Annotated in this window: 16 protein-coding genes; 12 read left to right on the forward strand and 4 right to left on the reverse strand. The window is 54.1% G+C overall.

All coding sequences use genetic code 11. The features are described 5' to 3' along the window. Positions 1-110 precede the first annotated feature (110 nt). Both greA and TMES_RS11795 read left to right on the forward strand, forming a co-directional pair. Positions 111-584, forward strand: coding sequence for a transcription elongation factor GreA (gene greA, locus TMES_RS11790; RefSeq protein ID WP_085582681.1), 474 nt, complete (start codon positions 111-113; stop codon positions 582-584). A gap of 133 nt (positions 585-717) precedes the next feature. Beyond that, positions 718-1,215: a GNAT family N-acetyltransferase gene (locus tag TMES_RS11795; RefSeq protein ID WP_158091230.1), complete on the forward strand. Its 498-nt coding sequence runs from the start codon at positions 718-720 to the stop codon at positions 1,213-1,215. A gap of 117 nt (positions 1,216-1,332) precedes the next feature. Here the strand turns inward: TMES_RS11795 and TMES_RS11800 are convergent, their stop codons facing one another. Next, complete coding sequence (locus TMES_RS11800; protein ID WP_085582685.1) at positions 1,333-1,821, reverse strand: Lrp/AsnC family transcriptional regulator; 489 nt, start codon at positions 1,819-1,821, stop codon at positions 1,333-1,335. 334 nt (positions 1,822-2,155) lie between these two features. Here TMES_RS11800 and trxB point away from each other — a divergent pair, with 334 nt between their 5' ends. From trxB to TMES_RS11855, 7 genes are all read left to right on the forward strand, one after another. Continuing rightward, on the forward strand, positions 2,156-3,106 hold the full coding sequence (trxB, locus tag TMES_RS11805; RefSeq protein ID WP_085582686.1) for a thioredoxin-disulfide reductase: 951 nt from the start codon (positions 2,156-2,158) through the stop codon (positions 3,104-3,106). 347 nt (positions 3,107-3,453) lie between these two features. Beyond that, positions 3,454-4,368, forward strand: coding sequence for a LysR family transcriptional regulator (locus tag TMES_RS11815; protein ID WP_085582690.1), 915 nt, complete (start codon positions 3,454-3,456; stop codon positions 4,366-4,368). Positions 4,369-5,540: 1,172 nt separating this feature from the next. Then, positions 5,541-6,920 (forward strand): adenylate/guanylate cyclase domain-containing protein, encoded by a 1,380-nt coding sequence (locus TMES_RS11825; RefSeq protein ID WP_085582694.1) that lies wholly within the window; start codon positions 5,541-5,543, stop codon positions 6,918-6,920. Between the two features lie 2,109 nt (positions 6,921-9,029). After that, a complete protein-coding gene (locus tag TMES_RS11840; protein ID WP_245835365.1) occupies positions 9,030-11,114 on the forward strand; it encodes an elongation factor G in 2,085 nt (694 codons plus the stop codon). A gap of 142 nt (positions 11,115-11,256) precedes the next feature. Further along, positions 11,257-11,727, forward strand: a complete 471-nt coding sequence (locus TMES_RS11845) for a Dps family protein (protein ID WP_085582700.1) — start codon at positions 11,257-11,259, stop codon at positions 11,725-11,727. 250 nt (positions 11,728-11,977) lie between these two features. Next, positions 11,978-12,946: a protein-methionine-sulfoxide reductase catalytic subunit MsrP gene (gene msrP, locus TMES_RS11850; protein ID WP_085582702.1), complete on the forward strand. Its 969-nt coding sequence runs from the start codon at positions 11,978-11,980 to the stop codon at positions 12,944-12,946. Positions 12,947-13,060: 114 nt separating this feature from the next. Next, positions 13,061-13,420, forward strand: coding sequence for a cupin domain-containing protein (locus tag TMES_RS11855; RefSeq protein ID WP_211275914.1), 360 nt, complete (start codon positions 13,061-13,063; stop codon positions 13,418-13,420). Between the two features lie 73 nt (positions 13,421-13,493). Here the strand turns inward: TMES_RS11855 and uvrB are convergent, their stop codons facing one another. Further along, complete coding sequence (uvrB, locus tag TMES_RS11860) at positions 13,494-15,641, reverse strand: excinuclease ABC subunit UvrB (RefSeq protein WP_085582704.1); 2,148 nt, start codon at positions 15,639-15,641, stop codon at positions 13,494-13,496. Between the two features lie 419 nt (positions 15,642-16,060). On the opposite strand from uvrB, the gene TMES_RS11865 reads away from it, so the two are divergent. Together TMES_RS11865 and TMES_RS11870 are read left to right on the forward strand one after the other, a co-directional pair. Next, positions 16,061-17,263, forward strand: coding sequence for an aspartate transaminase (locus TMES_RS11865; protein ID WP_085582706.1), 1,203 nt, complete (start codon positions 16,061-16,063; stop codon positions 17,261-17,263). A 115-nt stretch (positions 17,264-17,378) separates the two neighbouring features. Beyond that, entirely contained in the window at positions 17,379-18,245 is an 867-nt protein-coding gene (locus TMES_RS11870) for an alpha/beta fold hydrolase (protein ID WP_085582708.1), read from the forward strand. Between the two features lie 123 nt (positions 18,246-18,368). Here TMES_RS11870 and ahpD read toward each other — a convergent pair whose 3' ends face one another. Continuing rightward, the gene (gene ahpD / locus TMES_RS11875; protein WP_085582710.1) at positions 18,369-18,902 is read right to left on the reverse strand and encodes an alkylhydroperoxidase, AhpD family; all 534 of its coding nucleotides are present in this window, start codon (positions 18,900-18,902) and stop codon (positions 18,369-18,371) included. Positions 18,903-19,095: 193 nt separating this feature from the next. Next, complete coding sequence (locus TMES_RS11880; RefSeq protein WP_085582711.1) at positions 19,096-19,623, reverse strand: peroxiredoxin; 528 nt, start codon at positions 19,621-19,623, stop codon at positions 19,096-19,098. 164 nt (positions 19,624-19,787) lie between these two features. On the opposite strand from TMES_RS11880, the gene TMES_RS11885 reads away from it, so the two are divergent. Next, the gene (locus tag TMES_RS11885) at positions 19,788-20,711 is read left to right on the forward strand and encodes a LysR substrate-binding domain-containing protein (protein ID WP_085582713.1); all 924 of its coding nucleotides are present in this window, start codon (positions 19,788-19,790) and stop codon (positions 20,709-20,711) included. Positions 20,712-20,806 lie beyond the last annotated feature (95 nt).

Below are 20,806 nucleotides of genomic sequence, written 5' to 3' on the forward strand. Positions count from 1 at the left end.
GTTTACGGCAAACACCGTAACTGGCAGTAAACGAGTTTAAACCGCCCGGCGATCCAGGCCGGGCGGTTGATTTTGTAATGTCGACTTGTAACGAATAGGCTGTGAGCGCGATGGAAAAAGTACCAATGACCCCGCAAGGGCATCAGCGTCTCGAAGAAGAACTGAGACACCGTAAATCGGTTGAACGCCTTGAGATCATCAAGGCGATTGCCGAAGCACGCGAACATGGCGATTTGTCGGAAAATGCCGAATATCATGCGGCACGCGAACGCCAGAGCTTCTCCGAAGGGCGCATTGCCGAACTGGAAGATGTTCTGAGCCGCGCCGAAGTCATCGACGTGCCGTCGCTCGCCGGGTCGATTGTTAAATTCGGGGCGAGTGTTGGCCTTGTCGATGAAAACACCAACGATGAAACGACCTATCAGATCGTTGGCCCGATCGAGGCTGACATCAATAAAGGGCGTATTTCAACCACCTCGCCGATTGGCCGTGCGCTGATTGGCAAGGCCGTTGGTGATTCGGTCGAAGTCAGCGTCCCTGGTGGCACAAAATCTTATGAAATCCTTTCGGTCGATTTCTCCTGATCTGATTTCTCTATGATCAAAGCTGAATGGCCCGGTGTTTTGCATCGGGCCATTTTCCGTTTAGGGCATGTTTCTTTTAATAAGACCCATGCTTTGGGGCCAGAACGGGCCTTATAAAAGGAAACATGCGCGAATGGCTGAAGTGTTTGAAATCCGCAGTGCCACCCGGGCTGATTGCCAATATGTCAGCGGCATGTCAAATGACCTGCATGTCGAGCTTGATTATGCTAATCCGCCGCACAGTGCGCTTAGCATCAAAGAAATGATGTTTGGTCCCCGCCCGCTGATTGAAAGCCTGATCGCCTTTAACGGCGACCGCCCGGTGGGACAAACCATTTTTCAGCCCTTTTACAACCCCGACTATTCCGCACCCGGCTTATGGATGACCGAACTTTATGTCGTGCCGGATTTCCGGTCTGCCAAAGTGGGAAAGATGCTGATGGTGGCACTGGCAAAGCTGGCACTCGAACGCAGGTATGTTTCGATCTGGTGGAGCGTTTTGCAAAGCAACCACGCCGCCTGCCGGTTTTATCACCGCATCGGCGCGCGCAATTCCGGGGCTGTGCAATACGAAATCGACGGCGAAACCCTGGCATCACTGGCCCGGGGAAACGGACCGCAACAACCGTAATATTTCCGCCAGCGATGCTATCGGTAGCCATATTATGGGCAAAAACAAACCCCGTCAGTTTCCCGACGGGGTTAAGACGGGGTTAATCTGGCCCGGTGTGCATTCGCGCCCGTGATCTTATTGGTCTTCGGCATCCACATCAATCGGCACGCCAGGCTGGCTTTTGGCGGTGCGAATCGACAGGGCCGATTTAACGTGGTTGACGTTTTCGGCCACGGTCAGTTCGGTTGTCAGGAACTTTTGATATTCGTCCCAGCTGTGTGACACGATTTTCAGCAGAAAATCCATATCGCCCGCGACCATGTGGCATTCGCGCACTTCGGGCCAGTCTGCCGCGCGCTTTTCAAAGCCGCGCAAATCGTGTTCGGCCTGGCTGGAAAGCCCAACCAGCGCAAACACCGTAACGTTATAGCCCAGCGCCTGTGCATCGACATCGGCGTGGTACCCCTGGATGAACCCGGCTTCCTCAAGCGCGCGCACGCGGCGCAAACAGGGAGGAGCCGAAATACCGGCACGGCGCGCCAGTTCAACATTGGTCATCCGGCCATCTTCCTGTAGATCGCGCAAAATTCTGCGGTCGATCCTGTCGAGTTTGACCCGTTGCATCTATTCCTCGATTCTGTGCGCTGATACCACCCCGAACGAAACAATATTACAGCGGGGCCAAAGGCTGGCAATAATATATTCGGGCCTAATTTGCAACTTTCCGCAAACGTAAAGCTGATATCACGCACGAAAATAATAACGCATTGGTGGAAAAACCCGCCAAACCACAAGCCAGGGCTGAGGGCGCGACCCAAATGCATGTCTGCCATTCGTTCCTGCACGGAAAAATGGGCGATTGTCGCGTACCACCTGTTGCACAACCCCGCCTTCATCCATATGTTCGTTTCCCAATCCTGATTATTGTTTTACAACATCTGGCAATGGCGAACTTCATATGGCGCAGGAACACCACGTTAACGTCCTTATCATCGGGTCCGGCCCGGCTGGCTATACTGCCGCGATCTATGCTGCGCGCGCCAATCTTGCGCCCATGATGGTGATGGGCCTGCAACCCGGTGGCCAGTTGACCATTACCACCGATGTTGAAAACTATCCCGGCTTTGCCGATGTTATTCAGGGTCCGTGGCTGATGGACCAGATGAAGGCGCAGGCCGAACATGTTGGCACCACCATGGTCCATGACCTGATCACCGATGTTGATTTTTCCAAACGTCCCTTTGTGTGCAAAGGGGATTCGGGTGCCACCTATATTGCCGATAGCGTGATTATTTCAACCGGGGCGCAGGCGCGTTGGCTGGGCCTGCCGGGTGAAGAAAAGTTCAACGGGCGCGGTGTTTCGGCCTGTGCGACCTGTGACGGCTTTTTCTATCGCAACAAACCGGTCACTGTTGTGGGCGGCGGCAACACGGCGGTTGAAGAAGCCCTGTATCTGGCCGGTATTTGCAGCAAGGTTACCCTGATCCACCGCCGCGATGAATTGCGCGCCGAAAAAATGTTGCAAGACCGCCTGTTCAAACACGAAAAAATCGACGTGGTCTGGGACAGCGTGATTGACGATATTCTGGGCGGCGATGGCCCGATGGATGGTGTCGAGGCCGTTCGGGTGCACAATACCAAATCGGGCGAAACCATGGATATCCCCTGTGACGGCTTTTTTGTCGCCATTGGTCATGACCCGGCCACCAGAGTGTTTCAGGGCCAGATCACCATGGATGACGAAAACTATGTTCTGGTCGAACCGGGCAGCACACGCACCAATGTTGCCGGGGTGTTTGCCGCAGGCGATGTGACCGACAAAATTTACCGTCAGGCGGTAACTGCTGCTGGCATGGGGTGCATGGCCGCCCTTGAAGCCGAAAAATTCCTGGCGGAACAGGACGACTGATCGTCCGGTCGCGTTAAAAATGTTTGAAAAGGCCAAAGACCGCATGTGTCTTTGGCCTTTTTTATGTTTTTGCCCCGGTTTTGGTTAAAACCCGCCGGAACCGGGCCTCGATGGCGGGGCAAAACGCAAATATCACGATCTTTTCATATCGTTACCGGCCGATAAAATGCGTCAAACACGAATGGTTGCTTGCACAACAGACACAAGCCCTCATATTACTCTGATGACGGCCTTTTAAAGCGGGAAACAGTTTTGGTTAACCAGCTGGAAACCAAATGCTTTTAAAAACGCAATACAATCAGGGGGCCATCGTGCCGACCAAACGGTGGTGACAAAGGAGCAGGTCAATGGATTGGGACAAACTGCGTGTCTTTCACGCTGTGGCCGAAGCAGGAAGTTTTACACACGCGGGTGAGAACCTGAATCTGAGCCAGTCTGCGGTAAGCCGGCAGATTAGCGCGCTTGAAGAAAGTGTGAAAGTACCGCTTTTTCATCGCCATGCGCGTGGCCTGATCCTTACGGAACAGGGCGAATTGCTATATCGCACGGCACATGATGTGTTTGCGAAACTTTCAATGGCCGAAGCCCGCATTCGCGAATCGAAGGAACGCCCGTCAGGGCCCCTTAAAATTACCACCACGGTCGCCTTTGGCTCGATCTGGCTGACACCGCGTATCAATGAATTTCTGGAACGCTATCCTGAAATTGAATTGTCGATGGTGCTTAATGACGAGGAACTCGACCTTGCCATGCGCGAGGCCGACGTTGCCATTCGTATGCAGCCGCCACGCCAGGCCGATCTGGTTCAGCGCCAGTTGATGACGCTGCGCTATCATATTTTTGCCTCGCCTGATTATATCAAGGCGCACGGCATGCCCAAAAAACCCGAAGACCTGAAAGATCACCGCCTGATCATTTATGGCGAAGATGCACGGCCACCGGTTTCCAATGTGAACTGGATGATGAATGCCGCCTTGCAATTCAAGCCTGACATGCGGCCGATCCTGAAGCTGAACAATATTTACGGCATTTACCGCGCCACCGAATCGGGTTTGGGGATTTCCGCCCTGCCTGATTATCTGGTGCCCGCCGACAGCACGCTGGTGCGTATTCTTCCCGAACTGGAAGGCCCCAGCTTTGATGCCTATTTCGTCTATCCCGAAGAATTGCGCCACAGCAAACGAATCGGTGTTTTCCGCGACTTCCTGATCGACAAAATCAGCGAAGTAAAAGCAAGGCTTGCTGCCGCGGCCAACGCCTGAGGCTGGTATCGCGCGCCACCGGCCACGCCGCAGAACGATAACCAAACATAATCCCTGCCAGATTTTTCTGGCGGGGATTGTTTTAAGACATGACCGCGCAGTTAACTGACTTCGATTCGGTAAAGCAGCCGTTCGTCATCGCCATCGTGCCCCCGCCAACCCGGTAAAAACCACCTGCACAGACGTGCCGCCGGTGCCTCGTCCGCGCGCCAATTACCGCAATGCACACAACCGCACCAACGGCAATGTCATAATACCTTCATTTTACTGACACTTTTTTGCCATGCACCACACGCATGGTTGATTTGTATCTTTTCTATTTTTAAACGAAAGAGTCTCCGCCTATATTTGCATCTGTGGTTGATATTAATCACCACCGCGAAGATTTTTTTCATCTTTTTCGCTCCCCGCAAGGGGCGTCCGGCCAAAACGTTATTTGGTCTGGAGTCCTAGTGATTCCGCGTCTCCCAGACGTAAAATCCTCCCTGTTGAGACTCACGGCAGCCCGTTTGGGCTGCCGTTTTTTTTATCTTCGGCCCATCGCCACCCCTTACACAAATCCGTGAGGAGATGGGAACTTCTGCCAAATTGCCCGACAGAGAATGGGTCTCCCCATAAAATTTGTTTATATTCAATGCGTTAACTTTAAGTGAGAACCTATACAAGGAATATGCGTTTTACGCATGGCAGAAAAAGCAATTTGACAGTGGTGTTCGCCCGTTAAATCGCTATTTTGTCAATCGAACCGCAGCGGTGAACGCCGCATCGCGGTACAGAGTTTTCTCCCTGACCGTTTTTCGGTCTTAGCCGGGCGCCCTGCCCGGCTTACCCAGGGCCCCGAGAGGGGTCCTACGTCTCCCAGACGTGAAGCCTCCCTGATAAACTTGCCGGGCACTTTGATGCCCGGCTTTTTTTTGTCCGCATTTTGCCTGTCCCTTTCCCGCGCCCGGCCAAACGCCGTTAACAAACCCCCGGTCATCTCTTTGCAGGCAACGCGACAATGGCACGCGTTCATCCACCATTTTCCTGCCAAGATCACAGCACGCGGCCTTTGCGAGGCACCACAAACGCAAACTGGCGACACGCAACTGTGATAGCGAATGAAAATGTCTGGCTTGGCAGCTTGGGCAAGTGCCCTCACTATGAAGGCTTCCGAGACAGGGCAGGTATCCATGACGCATAATATTGGCGAGTTTCTATTTGGCCGGGCACCGGAAAACAGCCTTCCCGAACGGGTTAACCAAGCCATTAAGCGCCAGCAAGGCGATAGTGAACAACTGATCGGCTGGGTTCAGTTGCTGGTCGTGACCATATTTGGCACCCTATATGCCATTGCCCCCAAAACCGCGATGAATGCGGGCTTTCACCCTGTTCCCTGGGCCTTGGGGCTGTATTTCCTGTTTACCTTCACCCGCCTGGTGCTGTCCTATCGCATTCACCTGCCTGCCCCGGTTCTGACCCTGTCGGTGATTGCCGATATCAGCTTGCTGATGGTGCTGATCTGGAGCTTTCACATCCAGTATATGCAACCGGCCAGCTTTTATCTGAAAGCACCGACGATGATGTATGTGTTCATCTTCATCTCGTTGCGCGCCTTGCGGTTTGACCCGCGCTATATTTTGCTGGCCGGGGCAACTGCCGCCACTGGCTGGCTGGTGCTGGTGTTTTATGTGCTGTGGAGCGAGGGCGGACACAGCATGATCACGCGCAACTACGTCACTTATCTAACCTCGAACTCCATTCTGATCGGGGCCGAAATCGACAAGATTATTTCGATTGTCATGGTGTCAGGTGTGTTGGCGATTGCGGTTTTGCGGGCCCAGCGGTCGTTCAAACGCGCGGTAAGCGATGAAATCGCCGCCCGCGACCTGTCGCGGTTTGTGTCGCGCGAGGTGGCAGAACGCATTACCCATGCCGATCAGCAAATTCGCCCTGGTGACGGCGAGGCCGTAAACGCCACGGTGATGTTTACCGACATTGAAGGATTTTCAACCATATCGGAAACCTTAAGCCCCACCGAACTGGCGCAAATGCTTAATGACTATTTTACCGCCACCAGTGCAGTGATCGAAAAATTTGGCGGTGTGATCACCCAGTTTCAGGGGGATGCCATGCTGATAACCTTTAATGCCGTCAAACCCGACCCGCACCACGCAAAAAACGCGATTCGCACAGCGTTGGAAATTCAGCATTTATGTGAAACCACAACATTTTGCCATGGCGCCAGGCTTAAAACCCGGTGTGGCATTAATAGCGGCGAAATTGTTGTCGGGGCGATTGGCTCGGAAAACCGGCTGACATTTACGGTTCATGGCGACACGGTTAATATTGCCGCCCGGCTGGAACCGCTCAACAAACAGTTTGGCACCTATATTCTGGTCAGCGACACAACATTGGCGCATGGCACAGAAGGCCAAACCGATGCCCGCTGGACGCAACGCGGCGATGTAACAGTGCGCGGGCGCAGCCAGCCAACAGCGATATTTAGTACCGACTATCGCAATCATCGCGATATTTTCAGCCCGCAAATCGCAGAGGGCAACATCGCATAGCCCCCTGCCAAAGCCCGGACCAGCGTTACCATAAAATAATGAAATTGATGTTTGGCTGCGATGTGTGCGGTAACGGCGCATATGCGGGCGCATAAAAAACGCGCCTTCACCCCGGCGCCAGCTTTCCCTTTCCCCTTGTGCTGAAGACAAAAAAACGGGGTGGGTCGGGGAACCCACCCCGTTTTGGGGACAGATGGTCTTGGGGAGACCGGTCAGAACGCTTTGTGCCTGCTGCTGCGATTGGCCATCGGGGGAACGGCCTTTTTTGCAGGCGCCGGTGACATGTGAGGGAGGGCACTGCACCGGTCTGCGTTGCTGACAAAATTGATAATGCCGTGCAATTGCGGCTGAAAAATTCATCGTAAAAGGCCATTTGACGTCAATTTTCAGAACAATCCTGCCACATTCACGCCGCCAGGTCGCAGCAGCGCCCGCCCGGAATGCGGGCAAAGAAAAACGGGGTGGGTCAGGGGAACCCACCCCGTTTGGGGACAGTGGTCTTGGGGAGACCTACCGAACACGGAAATGACCGTGGGGGTGAATACCATCAGGGGGGTGGTATTCCGGTCCCGGTGGTTGGTGAGGGAGGGCACCGCACCGGAACATCGTGTTCGGTAAGGATGAATATGCCGCCTGAATACGGCAACAAAACCGGGGGCTTTTGGCCATTTCGTGCCATTTTAAGGCAAATTTGTGCCCAGACAGACCTACGCGCCAACGCAACTATCCGCATGGGTATAATTTTGTTTTAAAACAGTTTCCAAAACAGATCGTGGTTTGTTTCGATGAAAAAGTCACCGGCAGATCTGAATTACCATCGGCCAGCACACCCGAAACCCGGAACCTGCCTTCTGGCTTGCCCATGCATTTCCGTGATGCATTTGCCCGGCATGCCCCTTGCGTACCCGTGAACGTCATCTGGCAAGGCACCCAACCAAACGCACAAAAGAAAAACGAAGCAGGTTGGGGAACCTGCTTCGCCTTTTCTTGGGGACAGATGGTCTTGGGGAGACCATGCGAACGCGGAATTTTTGACCTTGGGGGTGATGTTGTTGGGGGGAACAACAATCAGGTCACCGGTGGTAAGTGAGGGAGGCACCGCACCGGATATCATCGCGTCCGACAGTTAAGAATATGACGAGCGATTACGGCATAAAATTCGGCCAGTCAGGGCTCTTTCGTGTCAAATAAAGTCAGAATTGTGTCACCGGGTGCGTTATTGCCTGCGGTAAGCCCGTCACCTTTGCCCCAAACGCCAAAAAACGAGACAGGTCGGGGGGAACCTGGCTCGCTTTTTTGGGGGACAGATGGTCTTGGGGAGACCAGTCAAACGCATATGCAGGCCTTTGGGGTGCAGATCGTTGTTGGGGACAACGATATCAGGCCATGGCGAAATACGAGGGAGGGGCGCATCGCCATTGATGCTGCGTTCGACAGGTAAAAATATGTCTGGTGAATGCGGCACGAAAACCAGTCCCTTAAGGCCATTTAGGGGCAAATTAAGGCAGAATGAACAAATTTCAAATCGTCATAATTTGGAAAACGGCGCCCCAAAAAAAAGAGGGCGGGTAATGCCCGCCCCCATTTTGGGGTCTAATGGTCTTGGGGAGACCTGTCAGCTTTTGGCATGTTGGCTCTCGCACGGGGGGACGAAGAGAGCGCGCTGGAAACGATTGAGGGGGACAGAATGCTCCAGCTATTCGCCGCTGACAGATAGAACTCTGCCTGCACAATAAGGCCGGAACACAGGCCTGTTAAGGCAATTCCAAGGCAGATCATGGCGTAAATATGTCAAAACACGCATATATCTCGAAATAGAATTATCATCTCAAGTATACTATCATAGCATTTCACGCGGGCGCACCATCGGATTGTTCTGTTACGTAGCCGTCAACAATTCCTGCTGCTTGCCGTTTTCACCTGAAACGGCCCATGAACCGCCTGCGAACTGCCGATTATTTTACTTCTGGCTTCCAAAACGCTCTGCTTGCCAACTTTTAAAAAACCGCTGTTTTGCTGGCTTACAGGCTTGCCCGCGCCCATACTTGATGACGACCTGGCATAAAACAGAAATCACCTGATGCATCCCCGCAAAAAGGAGAAAACACTGTGCCCCACCTCACAATTGCCGACAAAAATTCATCACCACAAGAAAACCCCGAAAACACCCCGACGGCGGAGTCTCGTCCGCCGCGATGTGCCGCCATTGTTGGCCCTTATTCATCGGGAAAAAGCAGCCTTCTGGAAAGTTTGCTGGCCGCATGCGGAACCCTGCATCGCAAAGGGTCTATCCGCGAAGGCACCACCCTTGCCGATAGCAGTGCAGATGCGCGCGCCCATCAAATGAGTACCGAAATCACCGTTGCCCGCGCGCAATATTTACAAGACGACTGGCATTTTATTGATTGCCCCGGCTCGGTCGATTTTGCCCAGGACAGCCGCGACGCCCTGATGGTGTGCGATGTGGCGATTGTTGTGGTCGAATCCGATGTTGAAAAAATGATTACCGCCGCCCCGGTTTTGCAGTTTCTTGATTACAACCGTATTCCGCATCTGATTTTTATCAACAAAATCGACACCGGCAACTGCCGCATCCGCCACAGCCTTGCCGCCTTGCAAGACCTGACCACGCGGCCGCTGATATTGCGCGAAATCCCCCTTCGCGACCATGCCGATAGCCCCGATATTACCGGCTTTGTCGATCTGGTATCGGAACGTGCTTATCAATACCTTGATGATGGCAGCCCGTCGCGCATGATCGCCCTGCCCGCCCGCACCAAACCCGACGAAGACACCGCACGCGACACCCTGCTTGAACAGCTTGCCGACTTTGACGACGGCCTGCTTGAACAAATTCTTGAAGACCACACACCGGCTACAGGTGAAATCTATGACAATCTGGGCCGTGATCTGGCACAAGACCTTATTGTACCCGTATTTTTCGGCTCTGCCGAGCGCAACCGGGGCATTCGCCGCCTGTTAAAGGCCCTGCGCCACGAGGCCCCCTCGCCCGATATTGCCGCCTATCGACTGGGCATCGACCCGGCGGCAGACCAGCCCGCAGTGCAAATTTTTAAAACCATCCACCTGCCGCACGAAGGGCGATTTTGCATTGGCCGGGTTTTATCGGGCACCATTAACAACGGCGATAATCTGGGCAGCGAACACGCCAATGCAATATGCAGCCTGTTTGGCCCCCGCCATGATAAAATTGATACCGCCCCGACGGGCGCTGTTATTGGCCTGCCGCGCATGAACCATGCGCGCACCGGCACATTGCTGACCTTGCAAACAAATAACCCGGTGGAATTATGGCCAGCCCCGTTGCCACCGCTTTACCAGCTTGCCCTTATCGTTAACAAACCCGGCGACGATGTTAAGCTAAACGAAGCCCTGCGCTATATTTGCGAGCAGGATCGATCCTTGTCGGTGTTGCATCATGAACGCACCGGCCAACTGATTTTGCAGGGTCAGGGCGATATCCATTTGCAGTTGGTGTTATCGCAACTGGCCGAGCGCTATCATGTCGATATTGGCACCGCACCGGTCGCAACCGGATTTGAAGAAACCATCCGCAGTTCGTTTGAGGCCCATGGCCGTTACAAAAAACAAAGCGGCGGTCACGGCCAGTTTGGAGATGTCAAAATCTCAGCCCGTCCCCTTCCCCGTGGGGCGGGTTTCGCATTTATAGACGCCATTGTCGGCGGGGCGATCCCCCGGCAATATATCGGGGCTGTGCAAAAAGGTATTCTGGATGGCTTGCGCACCGGGCCGCTGGGCTTTCCCGTGGTTGATCTGGAGGTGACCTTGCATGACGGGGCCTTTCACGCGGTTGACAGCTCGGACCAGGCTTTTCAAATGGCCGGTCGCCTAGCCCTTGCCGATGGCTTGAAAACCGCAGGGCCGATATTGCTGGAACCTGTCGAGGATGTGATTTTTGTTATCCCAAGCAGTTGCACATCAAAAACCCAACGCCTGATCACCACGCGCCGGGGCCAGATTTTGGGTTTTAACCCCCGCGAAGGATGGCCGGGATGGGACGAAATACAGGCCCGCGTGCCAACGGCAGAAACCGGCGACATGGTGATGGAGCTGCGTTCGGTCACGCTGGGAACCGGTTTTTTCACCAAGCAGTTTTCCCACATGCAGGAGGTTTCCGGCAAGGCGCTAGACGCCGCCCTAACCCCCCGTTAATACCGGGTTTCCAGTAATAGATTTGATCTATGTTCAAACATTAAACTATTGATTGGCATTATATTTTTCCATGAAAGATAATGTCTTCAGAGATCAGAAACACCGCGCGGCGCAAGCCCGATTTTAATGGCAGGAGAGCATAATGCAGATTGATATTGGTATTAACGAAAAGAACCGTACCGACATCGCAACGGGCCTTGGCCGTGTCTTGGCTGATTCCTATGCGCTATATCTGAAAACGCACAATTTTCACTGGAATGTGACCGGGCCGATGTTTCAGACCCTGCACACCATGTTTGAACAGCAATATACCGAACTCGCCATGGCGGTTGATGAACTTGCCGAGCGTATCCGGTCGCTGGGTGCCTTTGCCCCGGCCAGCTTTTCGGCTTATTCGGAGCTAAGCTCCATTCCCGAGGAAAAAGGCGTTCCCGCCGCCAAGGATATGATCAAGCAACTGGTTGAAGGCCATGAAACCGTGATTAAAACGGCGCGTGCGCTCTATCCGCTGTGTGATGAAGCCGATGACGACGCCACCGCCGACCTGCTGACCCAGCGCATTCAGATCCACGAAAAAACGGCATGGATGCTGCGTTCCCTGCTTGAAGCTTGATCTGTTACCGGGCGGGGCGGACTAACCAGCCCCGATGCTGATCACAATATTACCCGGCATTTATTAAATGGCCCTGCAGTTGCGGGGCCGTTTTGCGTTGATCGGACAGGCTTTTTTTCGCGTATCAAGGTAACACTGCGCCAAATCATCACCGGCCCCTCACCGAGGCGTGACTTGCCCAAATCAGATTTTGGCGGGATTCTAAAACGCACACGGCGCACGCCATTCGTAGTGAACAGGAGAAAACCACATGCTGATCAAACGCAAGCGCGGCTGGGAATTACCGGAAAGCGCGGCGACGCCGGAAGCCATCTATCGCAATCGTCGCAATTTCATCAAGGGCATTACCGCAGGCACCCTGGGTGCCGCCGCCGCCACATTGCCCGCCGGGCGCGCCTTTGCCCAGGCCGCCGCCCCCAATGCCGACCTGTACCCGGCCAAACATAACGATGCCTATACGGTGGACCGCGCGATTACCCCCAAGGCAAAGGCGACCACCTATAATAACTTCTACGAATTTGGTTCGCACAAATTCATATCCGATGCCGCCCAGGCAATGAAGATCACGCCCTGGACTGTCCAGATCGATGGCATGGTTGAAAAACCGATCGAAATGGATTTTGACGATCTGGTGCGCAAAATGCCGCTCGAAGAACGGGTTTACCGGTTTCGCTGTGTTGAAGCATGGGCGATGACCGTGCCCTGGACCGGTTTTCCGATGAAGGCACTGGTGGATTTTGCCAAGCCGACATCGGGGGCAAAATACATTCAAATGCAAACCGCCGAACAAAAAGACACCATGCCGGGCCTGAAACAGTTCTGGTATCCGTGGCCCTATACCGAAGGCCTGACCATGGCCGAGGCCACAAACGAGCTGACCATGATTGCAACCGGCCTGTATGGAGAGCCGCTTCCCAAACAGAACGGCGCGCCGTTGCGTCTGGTAACGCCGTGGAAATATGGTTTTAAAAACATTAAATCCATCGTCAAATTCACCTTCACCGACAAACGCCCGGTTGGCTATTGGGAAAGCCTGGCCGACAGCGAATATGGCTTTTGGGCCAATGTGAACCCCAAGGTGCCCCACCCCCGCTGGAGCCAGGCACAGGAACGATTGTTATCGAACGGCGACGAAGTTCCGACCCAGCTGTTTAACGGTTATGGCGACTATGTCGCCGACATTTACAAAGGCATGGACGGCGAAAAACTCTACATGTAATCGCCTTTTGCGGTTTAAACGCATGGCTGCTTTGTCAGGGTCGGCTTTGTGCCGACCCTTCTTTTCGGTATATGTTGCGCGCAATTCTTACAACCGGAACGAAGGGGCTTCATTTTGCCCAACGCAACCCTCGCCAACCTGTTTGCCGCCCTTCCCGATGCCACAAACGGCGAAGTTTTCGACGAAATCCTGCGATCCCCGTGTTTGCGGATCGAACGGATTGTTTCGCACGGCCAATCCTCACCCGAAACCGGCTGGTATGACCAGCAACCCGCCGAATGGGTGATATTGCTCACCGGCAGTGCTGAAATTCTGTTTGAAAACGAAGAAACCGGCCGGGTTTTAAAAGCAGGCGACCATTTATACATCCCACCCCATTACCGCCACCGCGTGGTCTGGACCGAACAAAACGCCGAAACCGTGTGGCTGGCGGTGTTTTTTGATGGCCGTGGCGTGCATCACAAAACCGGTTAAGCCGCGCCAACCGCGTGGTCACGCCAGTTAAAGGCTGGCGCGACCAATCTGTGCCATTCCAGCAGACAGGCGATCAGGCCCCCTTGCGACGGCGGCCTTTATATTTGGACTTGTTGGCCGATTTTGATCCCGGCCCGGCAGAACCATCCTTGGGTGTAATATCGCGCGCCATTGGCCCGGCCTGCGACAAGCCCAGTTCCTGGCTTTCCAGCCGTTTAACCTCGTCGCGCAAGCGCGCGGCTTCTTCAAATTCCAGATCACCGGCGGCCTGACGCATCCGTTTTTCAAGGTCTTCAATATGGGCGCGCAAATTATGCCCGATCATCACATCGCCGGAAACGCCGGTATCAACCGTGACATAATCGTGCTCGGCGACACTTTCGATCACGTCATGAATGCGGCTGCGGATCGAGGCAGGGGTAATGCCATGTTCGGTGTTATAGGCAACCTGTTTTTCGCGGCGGCGGTTGGTTTCGCCAATCGCATAATCAAGGCTGTCGGTCATTTTGTCGGCGTATAAAATCACCCGGCCATCAAGGTTACGCGCCGCACGGCCAATGGTTTGCACCAGTGATGTTTTGGACCGCAAAAAGCCTTCCTTGTCGGCATCCAGAATGGCCACCAGCGCACATTCCGGGATATCCAGCCCCTCACGCAACAGGTTAATGCCCACCAGCACGTCAAACACACCCAGGCGCAAATCGCGAATAATCTCGATCCGTTCCAGCGTATCAATGTCGGAATGCAAATAGCGCACCCGCACGCCGTTTTCGTGCAAATATTCAGTTAAATCCTCGGCCATGCGCTTGGTCAGCGTCGTCACCAGCACCCGCTGGCTTTTCAAGGCGCAATCGCGGGCTTCGGCCAGCAGATCATCGACCTGGGTTTCGACCGGGCGAATGATACATACCGGGTCAATCAGGCCGGTCGGGCGGATCACCTGCTCGACAAATGTGCCGCCGGTTTTGTTAATTTCCCACGGGCCCGGTGTGGCCGACACAAACACGCTTTGCGGGCGCATCGCCTCCCATTCGTCAAACTTCAAAGGCCGGTTGTCAACACAACTGGGCAGGCGAAAACCATGATCGGCAAGGGTAAATTTGCGATTATAATCGCCCTTGAACATGCCGCCAATTTGCGGCACGGCAACGTGGCTTTCATCCACAAACAGCAAGGCATTTTCGGGCAGATATTCAAACAATGTGGGGGGCGGCTCGCCAGGGTTACGCCCCGATAGCCAGCGGGAATAGTTTTCAATCCCCTTGCAGTGGCCCACTGTTTCCATCATCTCCAAATCAAAAGTTGTGCGCTGCTCAATCCGTTCGGCGGCCAGCAATTTGCCTTCGTTTTGAAACTGCGCCAACCGGTCTTTGAGTTCCTGTTTAATCCCATGCATTGCCTGCACCAGGGTCGGGCGCGGGGTGACGTGGTGGGAATTGGCGTAAACAGTGACCGAGTCCATATTGGCATATTTGTGCCCGGTCAGCGGGTCAAACTCGGTCAGTTCCTCGACCTCGTCACCAAACATCGACACCCGCCAGCCCCGATCTTCGGAGTGGGCGGGGAAAATTTCAAGCACATCGCCGCGCACCCGAAAAGTGCCACGGGTAAAGGCGGCATCATTACGGGTATATTGCAGTTCGACCAGCCGTTTCATAATGTCGTTGCGGTCAACTTCGTCGCCCACCGAAATGCGCTGCGTCATCTCAAGATAGGTTTCCACCGCACCAATACCGTAAATGCACGAAACCGAGGCGACGATAATACAGTCGTTGCGTTCCAGAATGGCACGGGTGGCGGCATGGCGCATGCGGTCGATCTGCTCGTTGATCGAACTGTCTTTTTCAATATAGGTGTCGGTTCGCGCAACGTAAGCTTCGGGCTGATAATAATCGTAATAGGAAACGAAATATTCCACCGCATTTTCCGGGAAAAAACTTTTCATCTCGGAATAAAGCTGTGCCGCCAGCGTCTTGTTTGGGGCCAGAACAAGGGCCGGGCGCTGGGTTTTGGCAATCAGGTTGGCGATAGTAAATGTCTTGCCCGACCCGGTAACGCCCAGCAAAACCTGGTCACGTTCGCCCTGTTCGATGCCGTCATAAAGCTCGGCAATGGCATGGGGCTGGTCGCCAGAGGGTTCATACTCCGTCACCAGCTTGAACTTGCGCGATCCTTCGACCGGCGGACGCCGCTTTAACAACATTTCGGGGAGTGCATTCATTATCAACCTGCCTTCGTTTCCGTCCCTAGTTATAAGCCGGAATAGCCACTTCGCAAGCCCTGCCCCTGACACATCCCGTCAGGAACTGTCAGGAGAACGGCAGGAGCATTGCCCCAAACCACAAGGACTCGCCTCGGCAATACTGCCGGACCGCCGCGATGGCAGCCCGGCGCACATTAAAAATTGCCGTTCAAAAACATCATTTGGTTTTAAAAGCGGAACTATCTGCCTGCTAATGCGTTGAATTGCCCATGATAACCCTATTGCCGACGGCCTTTGCCCTGTATGCGGGGCTGTATGACCGCAAAGAACGCGCAAAAGCGCCAAATGGCCTTGAATTGAAATTGTGGCGGGCGTAGGGTCCACCCGAAAGAACAAGAGTCTTTCCATTTCTCATTTCATTCCAGGGAAACAGACCAATGGCGTTTATTGCCGATCGTTTGAGCCGTATCAAACCTTCTCCTACCATTGCTGTCACCACCAAGGCCGCAGAACTCAAAGCTGCTGGCGTTGATGTCATCGGCCTTGGCGCAGGCGAGCCGGATTTCGATACCCCCGACAACATTAAAGACGCTGCCAAAGCTGCCCTTGATGCTGGCCAGACCAAATATACTCCGGTCGCTGGTACTCCGGCGCTGCGCAAAGCGATTGTCGCCAAGTTCAAACGCGAAAACGACCTGGAATACACCATCGACGAAATCACCGTTGGCTGTGGTGGCAAGCAGACATTGTTTAATGCCCTGTTTGCAACCCTGAACCCGGGCGACGAAGTTGTGATCCCGGCACCGTATTGGGTTTCTTATCCCGACATGGCGCTGATGGCCGAAGGCACCCCTGTCATTGTTGAATGCCAGGAAGAAAACGACTTCAAAATTACACCTGCCGAACTTGAAGCCGCGATCACGCCGAAAACCAAATGGGTGGTCCTGAACTCGCCATCAAACCCGACCGGTGCGGCCTATTCACGCGCCGAACTGCGCGCACTGGCCGACGTTCTGCTGAAGCACGAAAACGTTTATATCATGTCCGACGACATGTATGAGCATCTGGTCTATGACGGGTTTGAGTTTACCACCATCGCCCAGATCGAGCCGAAATTAAAGGCCCGCACCCTGACGTGTAACGGTGTTTCCAAATCCTATGCCATGACCGGCTGGCGTTTGGGCTATGCCGCTGGCCCGGTTGAACTGATCAAGGCGATCAACAAGGTTCAGTCGCAAAGCAGCACCCATACCTCGTCGATCAGTCAGGCCGCCTCGGTTGAAGCCCTGAACGGCCCGCAGGATTTTCTTGCTGAACGCGCCGAAGTGTTCAAATCGCGCCGCGACCTGGTTGTGGCAAAGATCAACGAATGTGAAGGTCTGAGCTGCAAAACGCCGGAAGGGGCATTTTATGTCTATCCGTCATGCGCTGGCACCATTGGCAAAACCACGCCAGATGGCAAAAAAATCGAAACCGATACCGATTTTGTGACCTACCTTCTTGAAGCTGAAGGCGTTGCTGCGGTTCAGGGAACGGCCTTTGGTCTGGCCCCGTATTTCCGCATTTCCTATGCCACATCCACCGAAGCCCTTGAAGAAGCCTGCAAGCGCATTAAACGCGCCTGTGCCGCACTGAAATAAGCTTCGCCCCTTTACCAATTTCCGATCAAAGCCCGGCAGTCTTGCCGGGCTTTGTTTTTTGGCGCATGATAAATCCCATAAATCAGTACCAAATAACCGATAAATCAGGAAAGCCATGCCGGTTCGCGATTTTAGCATCACCATCGACGGGGTGCGCCTTGCCTGCCAGTCCGTCACGCCAGAACCACCCGCACCAGCCGCCAAACCGCCTGTGATGTGGGCGAATGGCGACGCCCCGACCATTGTCATGCTGCATGAAGCCCTGGGTACCATTCGCATGTGGCGCGATTTTCCGCAAAGGCTGGCCAATGAAACCGGGTGCCCGTGCCTGATTTATGAGCGGCGCGGACACGGCAAATCGGACCCGCAAGACATTGTGCCGCGCCCGGTTGATTTTCATAACGAGGAAACCGACCGGTTTTTAAACGGCGTGATCACGCACCGGAACCTGAAAAACCCGATCCTGTTTGGCCACAGCGACGGTGCCACCATTGCCCTTAAATATGCCGCCCGCTTTCCCGCCGTCCCCCGCGCCGTGATCAGCCTGGCCGCCCATGTGTTTGTTGAAGATGTGACAATTAATGGCATTGAAACGGCGGCGCAAACCTATGCCAGTACCGACTGGAAGTCGCGTCTGGAACGCCACCATTTTGATCAGACCGACACCGTTTTTCGCGCCTGGGTCGATACCTGGCGGCAGCCAAATTTCAAAAACTGGCACATGATTGACGAACTACCGGCCATCATATGCCCGGCCCTGATCTTGCAAGGTGACGACGACCCGTTTGGCAGCGAGGACCAGGTTACCACCATTCGCGACCATGTAAGCGGCCCGGTAATTGCCCGTATTATCAAGGGTTGCGGCCATATTCCCCACCTTGAAGCACCCGATAAAGTTCTCGAGTCGGTTCGTCACTTTCTGGACACTTTTTCGAAGGCAAAAACGCCTCCGCCCCCCACAAGCCTGCGGGCAAAAGCATAAAAAAAACCGATGGTCGGGGAGAGACCATCGGTTTCAAGGTTCGGGCGGGATGGCATTTTCAAACCACTCCGCCGTCTGTCTCGTTGGGGGAAAAGACAGGGTCGTCAGGGATTATGTCGAAGATTAACCTTCGAGGGCTTCTTCGGCATCAAGCACGGCAGCAATCGCATGGATAACCGATGCAATGCGCACAGCGTTCTGAACAACTTCCTTGTTCAAACCTGCCTGCTTGAGAATTTTTTCGTGGCTGTCGATGCACATGCCGCAGCCATTAATGGCGGAAACAGCCAGCGAGAACAGCTCGAAATCAGCTTTATCAATGCCTGGCTTGCCAATGATGTTCATGCGCAGGCGGGCAGGCATGGTGGCGTATTCTTTTTCCGACACCAGATGCGTGAAACGGTAATAAATATTGTTCATGCCCATGATCGCAGCCGCACCTTTGGATGCTTCAAGCGCTTCGGGGGTCAGTTTGCCTTCGGCTTCGGCGGCCACAGCACGCAGCAATTTTGCATTGCGCGACGCATAGGCGCAGGCCAGTGCCGTTCCATAAACCTGTTGGTCGGTCATGCCGGGGTTATTAAAAAGGCTGCTCAGGTTCAGTTTCAAGTCCTTGGCATAGGCCGGCAAGGAGTCTTTAATTTCAGCGATAGACATGGAAAACATCCTGATTTTTGTGAGAAATTAACGCTACTGTCCGGTACGCTTCGGGCGAACCGTTCCATCTGTGAACCAGATGGTGCATTGACCCGGCCCTTGATCAGGCTGACACGGTAAATTCCGTGCGGGTCAGAGGGGACCGGGCACTTTGCCCGGTCCGGATATCAAGGCCAGTTCCAAACCAGATGGTTTAGAGGGTGGCTTCACCCTTGGTCCAGTTGCACGGGCAGAGCTCGTCTGTCTGCAGTGCATCAAGAATACGCAAGGTTTCCTGCGGGTTACGACCAACAGAAAGATCGTTCACCTGAACGTGGCGGATAATGCCTTCCGGATCGACGATGAAAGTGGCGCGCAAAGCAACGCCTTCACCTTTGGCGATCACGCCAAGTGCATTTGCCAGTTCTTTCTTTTCATCGGCCAGCCACACGAACGGGCTATCGCCCAGGTCTTCGTGGTGGGTACGCCATGCGGCGTGAACGAAATCGGTATCGGTCGAGCAGCCGAGAAGAACGGCATCGCGATCTTCAAAATCGCCGTTCAATTCGCCATAACCAACGATTTCGGTCGGGCAAACAAAGGTGAAATCCTTCGGCCAGAAGAACAGGATCTTCCATTTGCCTTCGTGGGATTTATCCGTAACCGGTGCAAAGCTGGCTTCGGATTTACCCGAAACACCGGTAAGATTGAACTCAGGAAGGGTATCACCAACGGTAAGCATATCTGAACTCCTAACGCTTGTTTTCTAAAATCCCTTAAGGCCCCCGATGGGCCTCTTAAATTTAGTGTGCATGTGCAAAAAGCAACATCGCTGGTAGCGATTTGTAGATAATTGCATTACCTATGACCAATAAAATAAATCTGGTTTTTCGATAGGAAAAATTTATGGCCGCCCAACCCAGCATCAAACAGTTGAAATATCTGGTCGCGCTGGCGGAAACCGGCCATTTTGGCCGCGCTGCCGAGGCGTGCTTCATCACCCAGCCCAGCCTTTCCGCCGCCATAAGCGAGCTGGAAAACCTGCTGGGTGCGCAATTGGTGGAGCGAAACAAGCGCCAGGTATTGATAACCGCACTGGGTCAGGAAGTTGTTTCGCGGGCGCGGCATATTCTGCGCGAGGTCGATGAATTGACCGTGGTGGCCCATGCCGCCAACCAACCGCTGGTTGGCCCGATCAATATCGGTGTTATCCCCACCATCGGCCCCTATTTGCTGCCCGATGTGATGGGCCGTTTGCGCGCTGGCTTTCCCAAGTTGCAGCCGTTTTTACGCGAAGACCAGACATCGAAACTGGTAAACCTGCTGTTGGCTGGCAAGCTGGACCTGGCCCTGATCGCCCTGCCGATCGAGGAAAACGGTTTGGAAGACATGGACCTGTTTGAAGACCGGTTTGTTTTTGCCTGCAGCCCGGATAATCCACTAACGTCGAAAAAACACATCAATATCGACGATATCAAAGACGAAAAACTGTTGTTGCTGGAAGACGGGCATTGCCTGCGCGATCAGGCGCTGGAAATTTGCCAGCGTGCCGGATGGAGCAAATCAGCCGATTTTCAGGCCAACAGCCTGTCAACACTGGTGCAGATGGTCGCAGCTGGCATCGGCTCCACCTTGCTGCCGGAAATGGCATTGGAAGTTGAAGCGCGCCGTCGCGACTCGATTGCCATTCTGCCCTTTGAAAACCCGGTGCCGGTACGCCGCATCGGGCTGGTGTGGCGGCGCAGTTCGGCGCGCAAGGCCGAATACCGCAAACTGGGTGCCTATTTGCGCGGGGCGTTAAACCCGTGCCGTGCAGCAGATGTGGCATGAAAGCCCCCCTGGCAGCGATAAGCGGCAATGAACAGCCATAATCGCGGGTGAAAGCGGTTTCACTTTACTGCGCAGCGCCTTCACGCATTAATCGG

It is taken from the genome of Thalassospira mesophila (assembly GCF_002115755.1).
GTDB classification, from domain to species: Bacteria; Pseudomonadota; Alphaproteobacteria; order Rhodospirillales; family Thalassospiraceae; genus Thalassospira; species Thalassospira mesophila.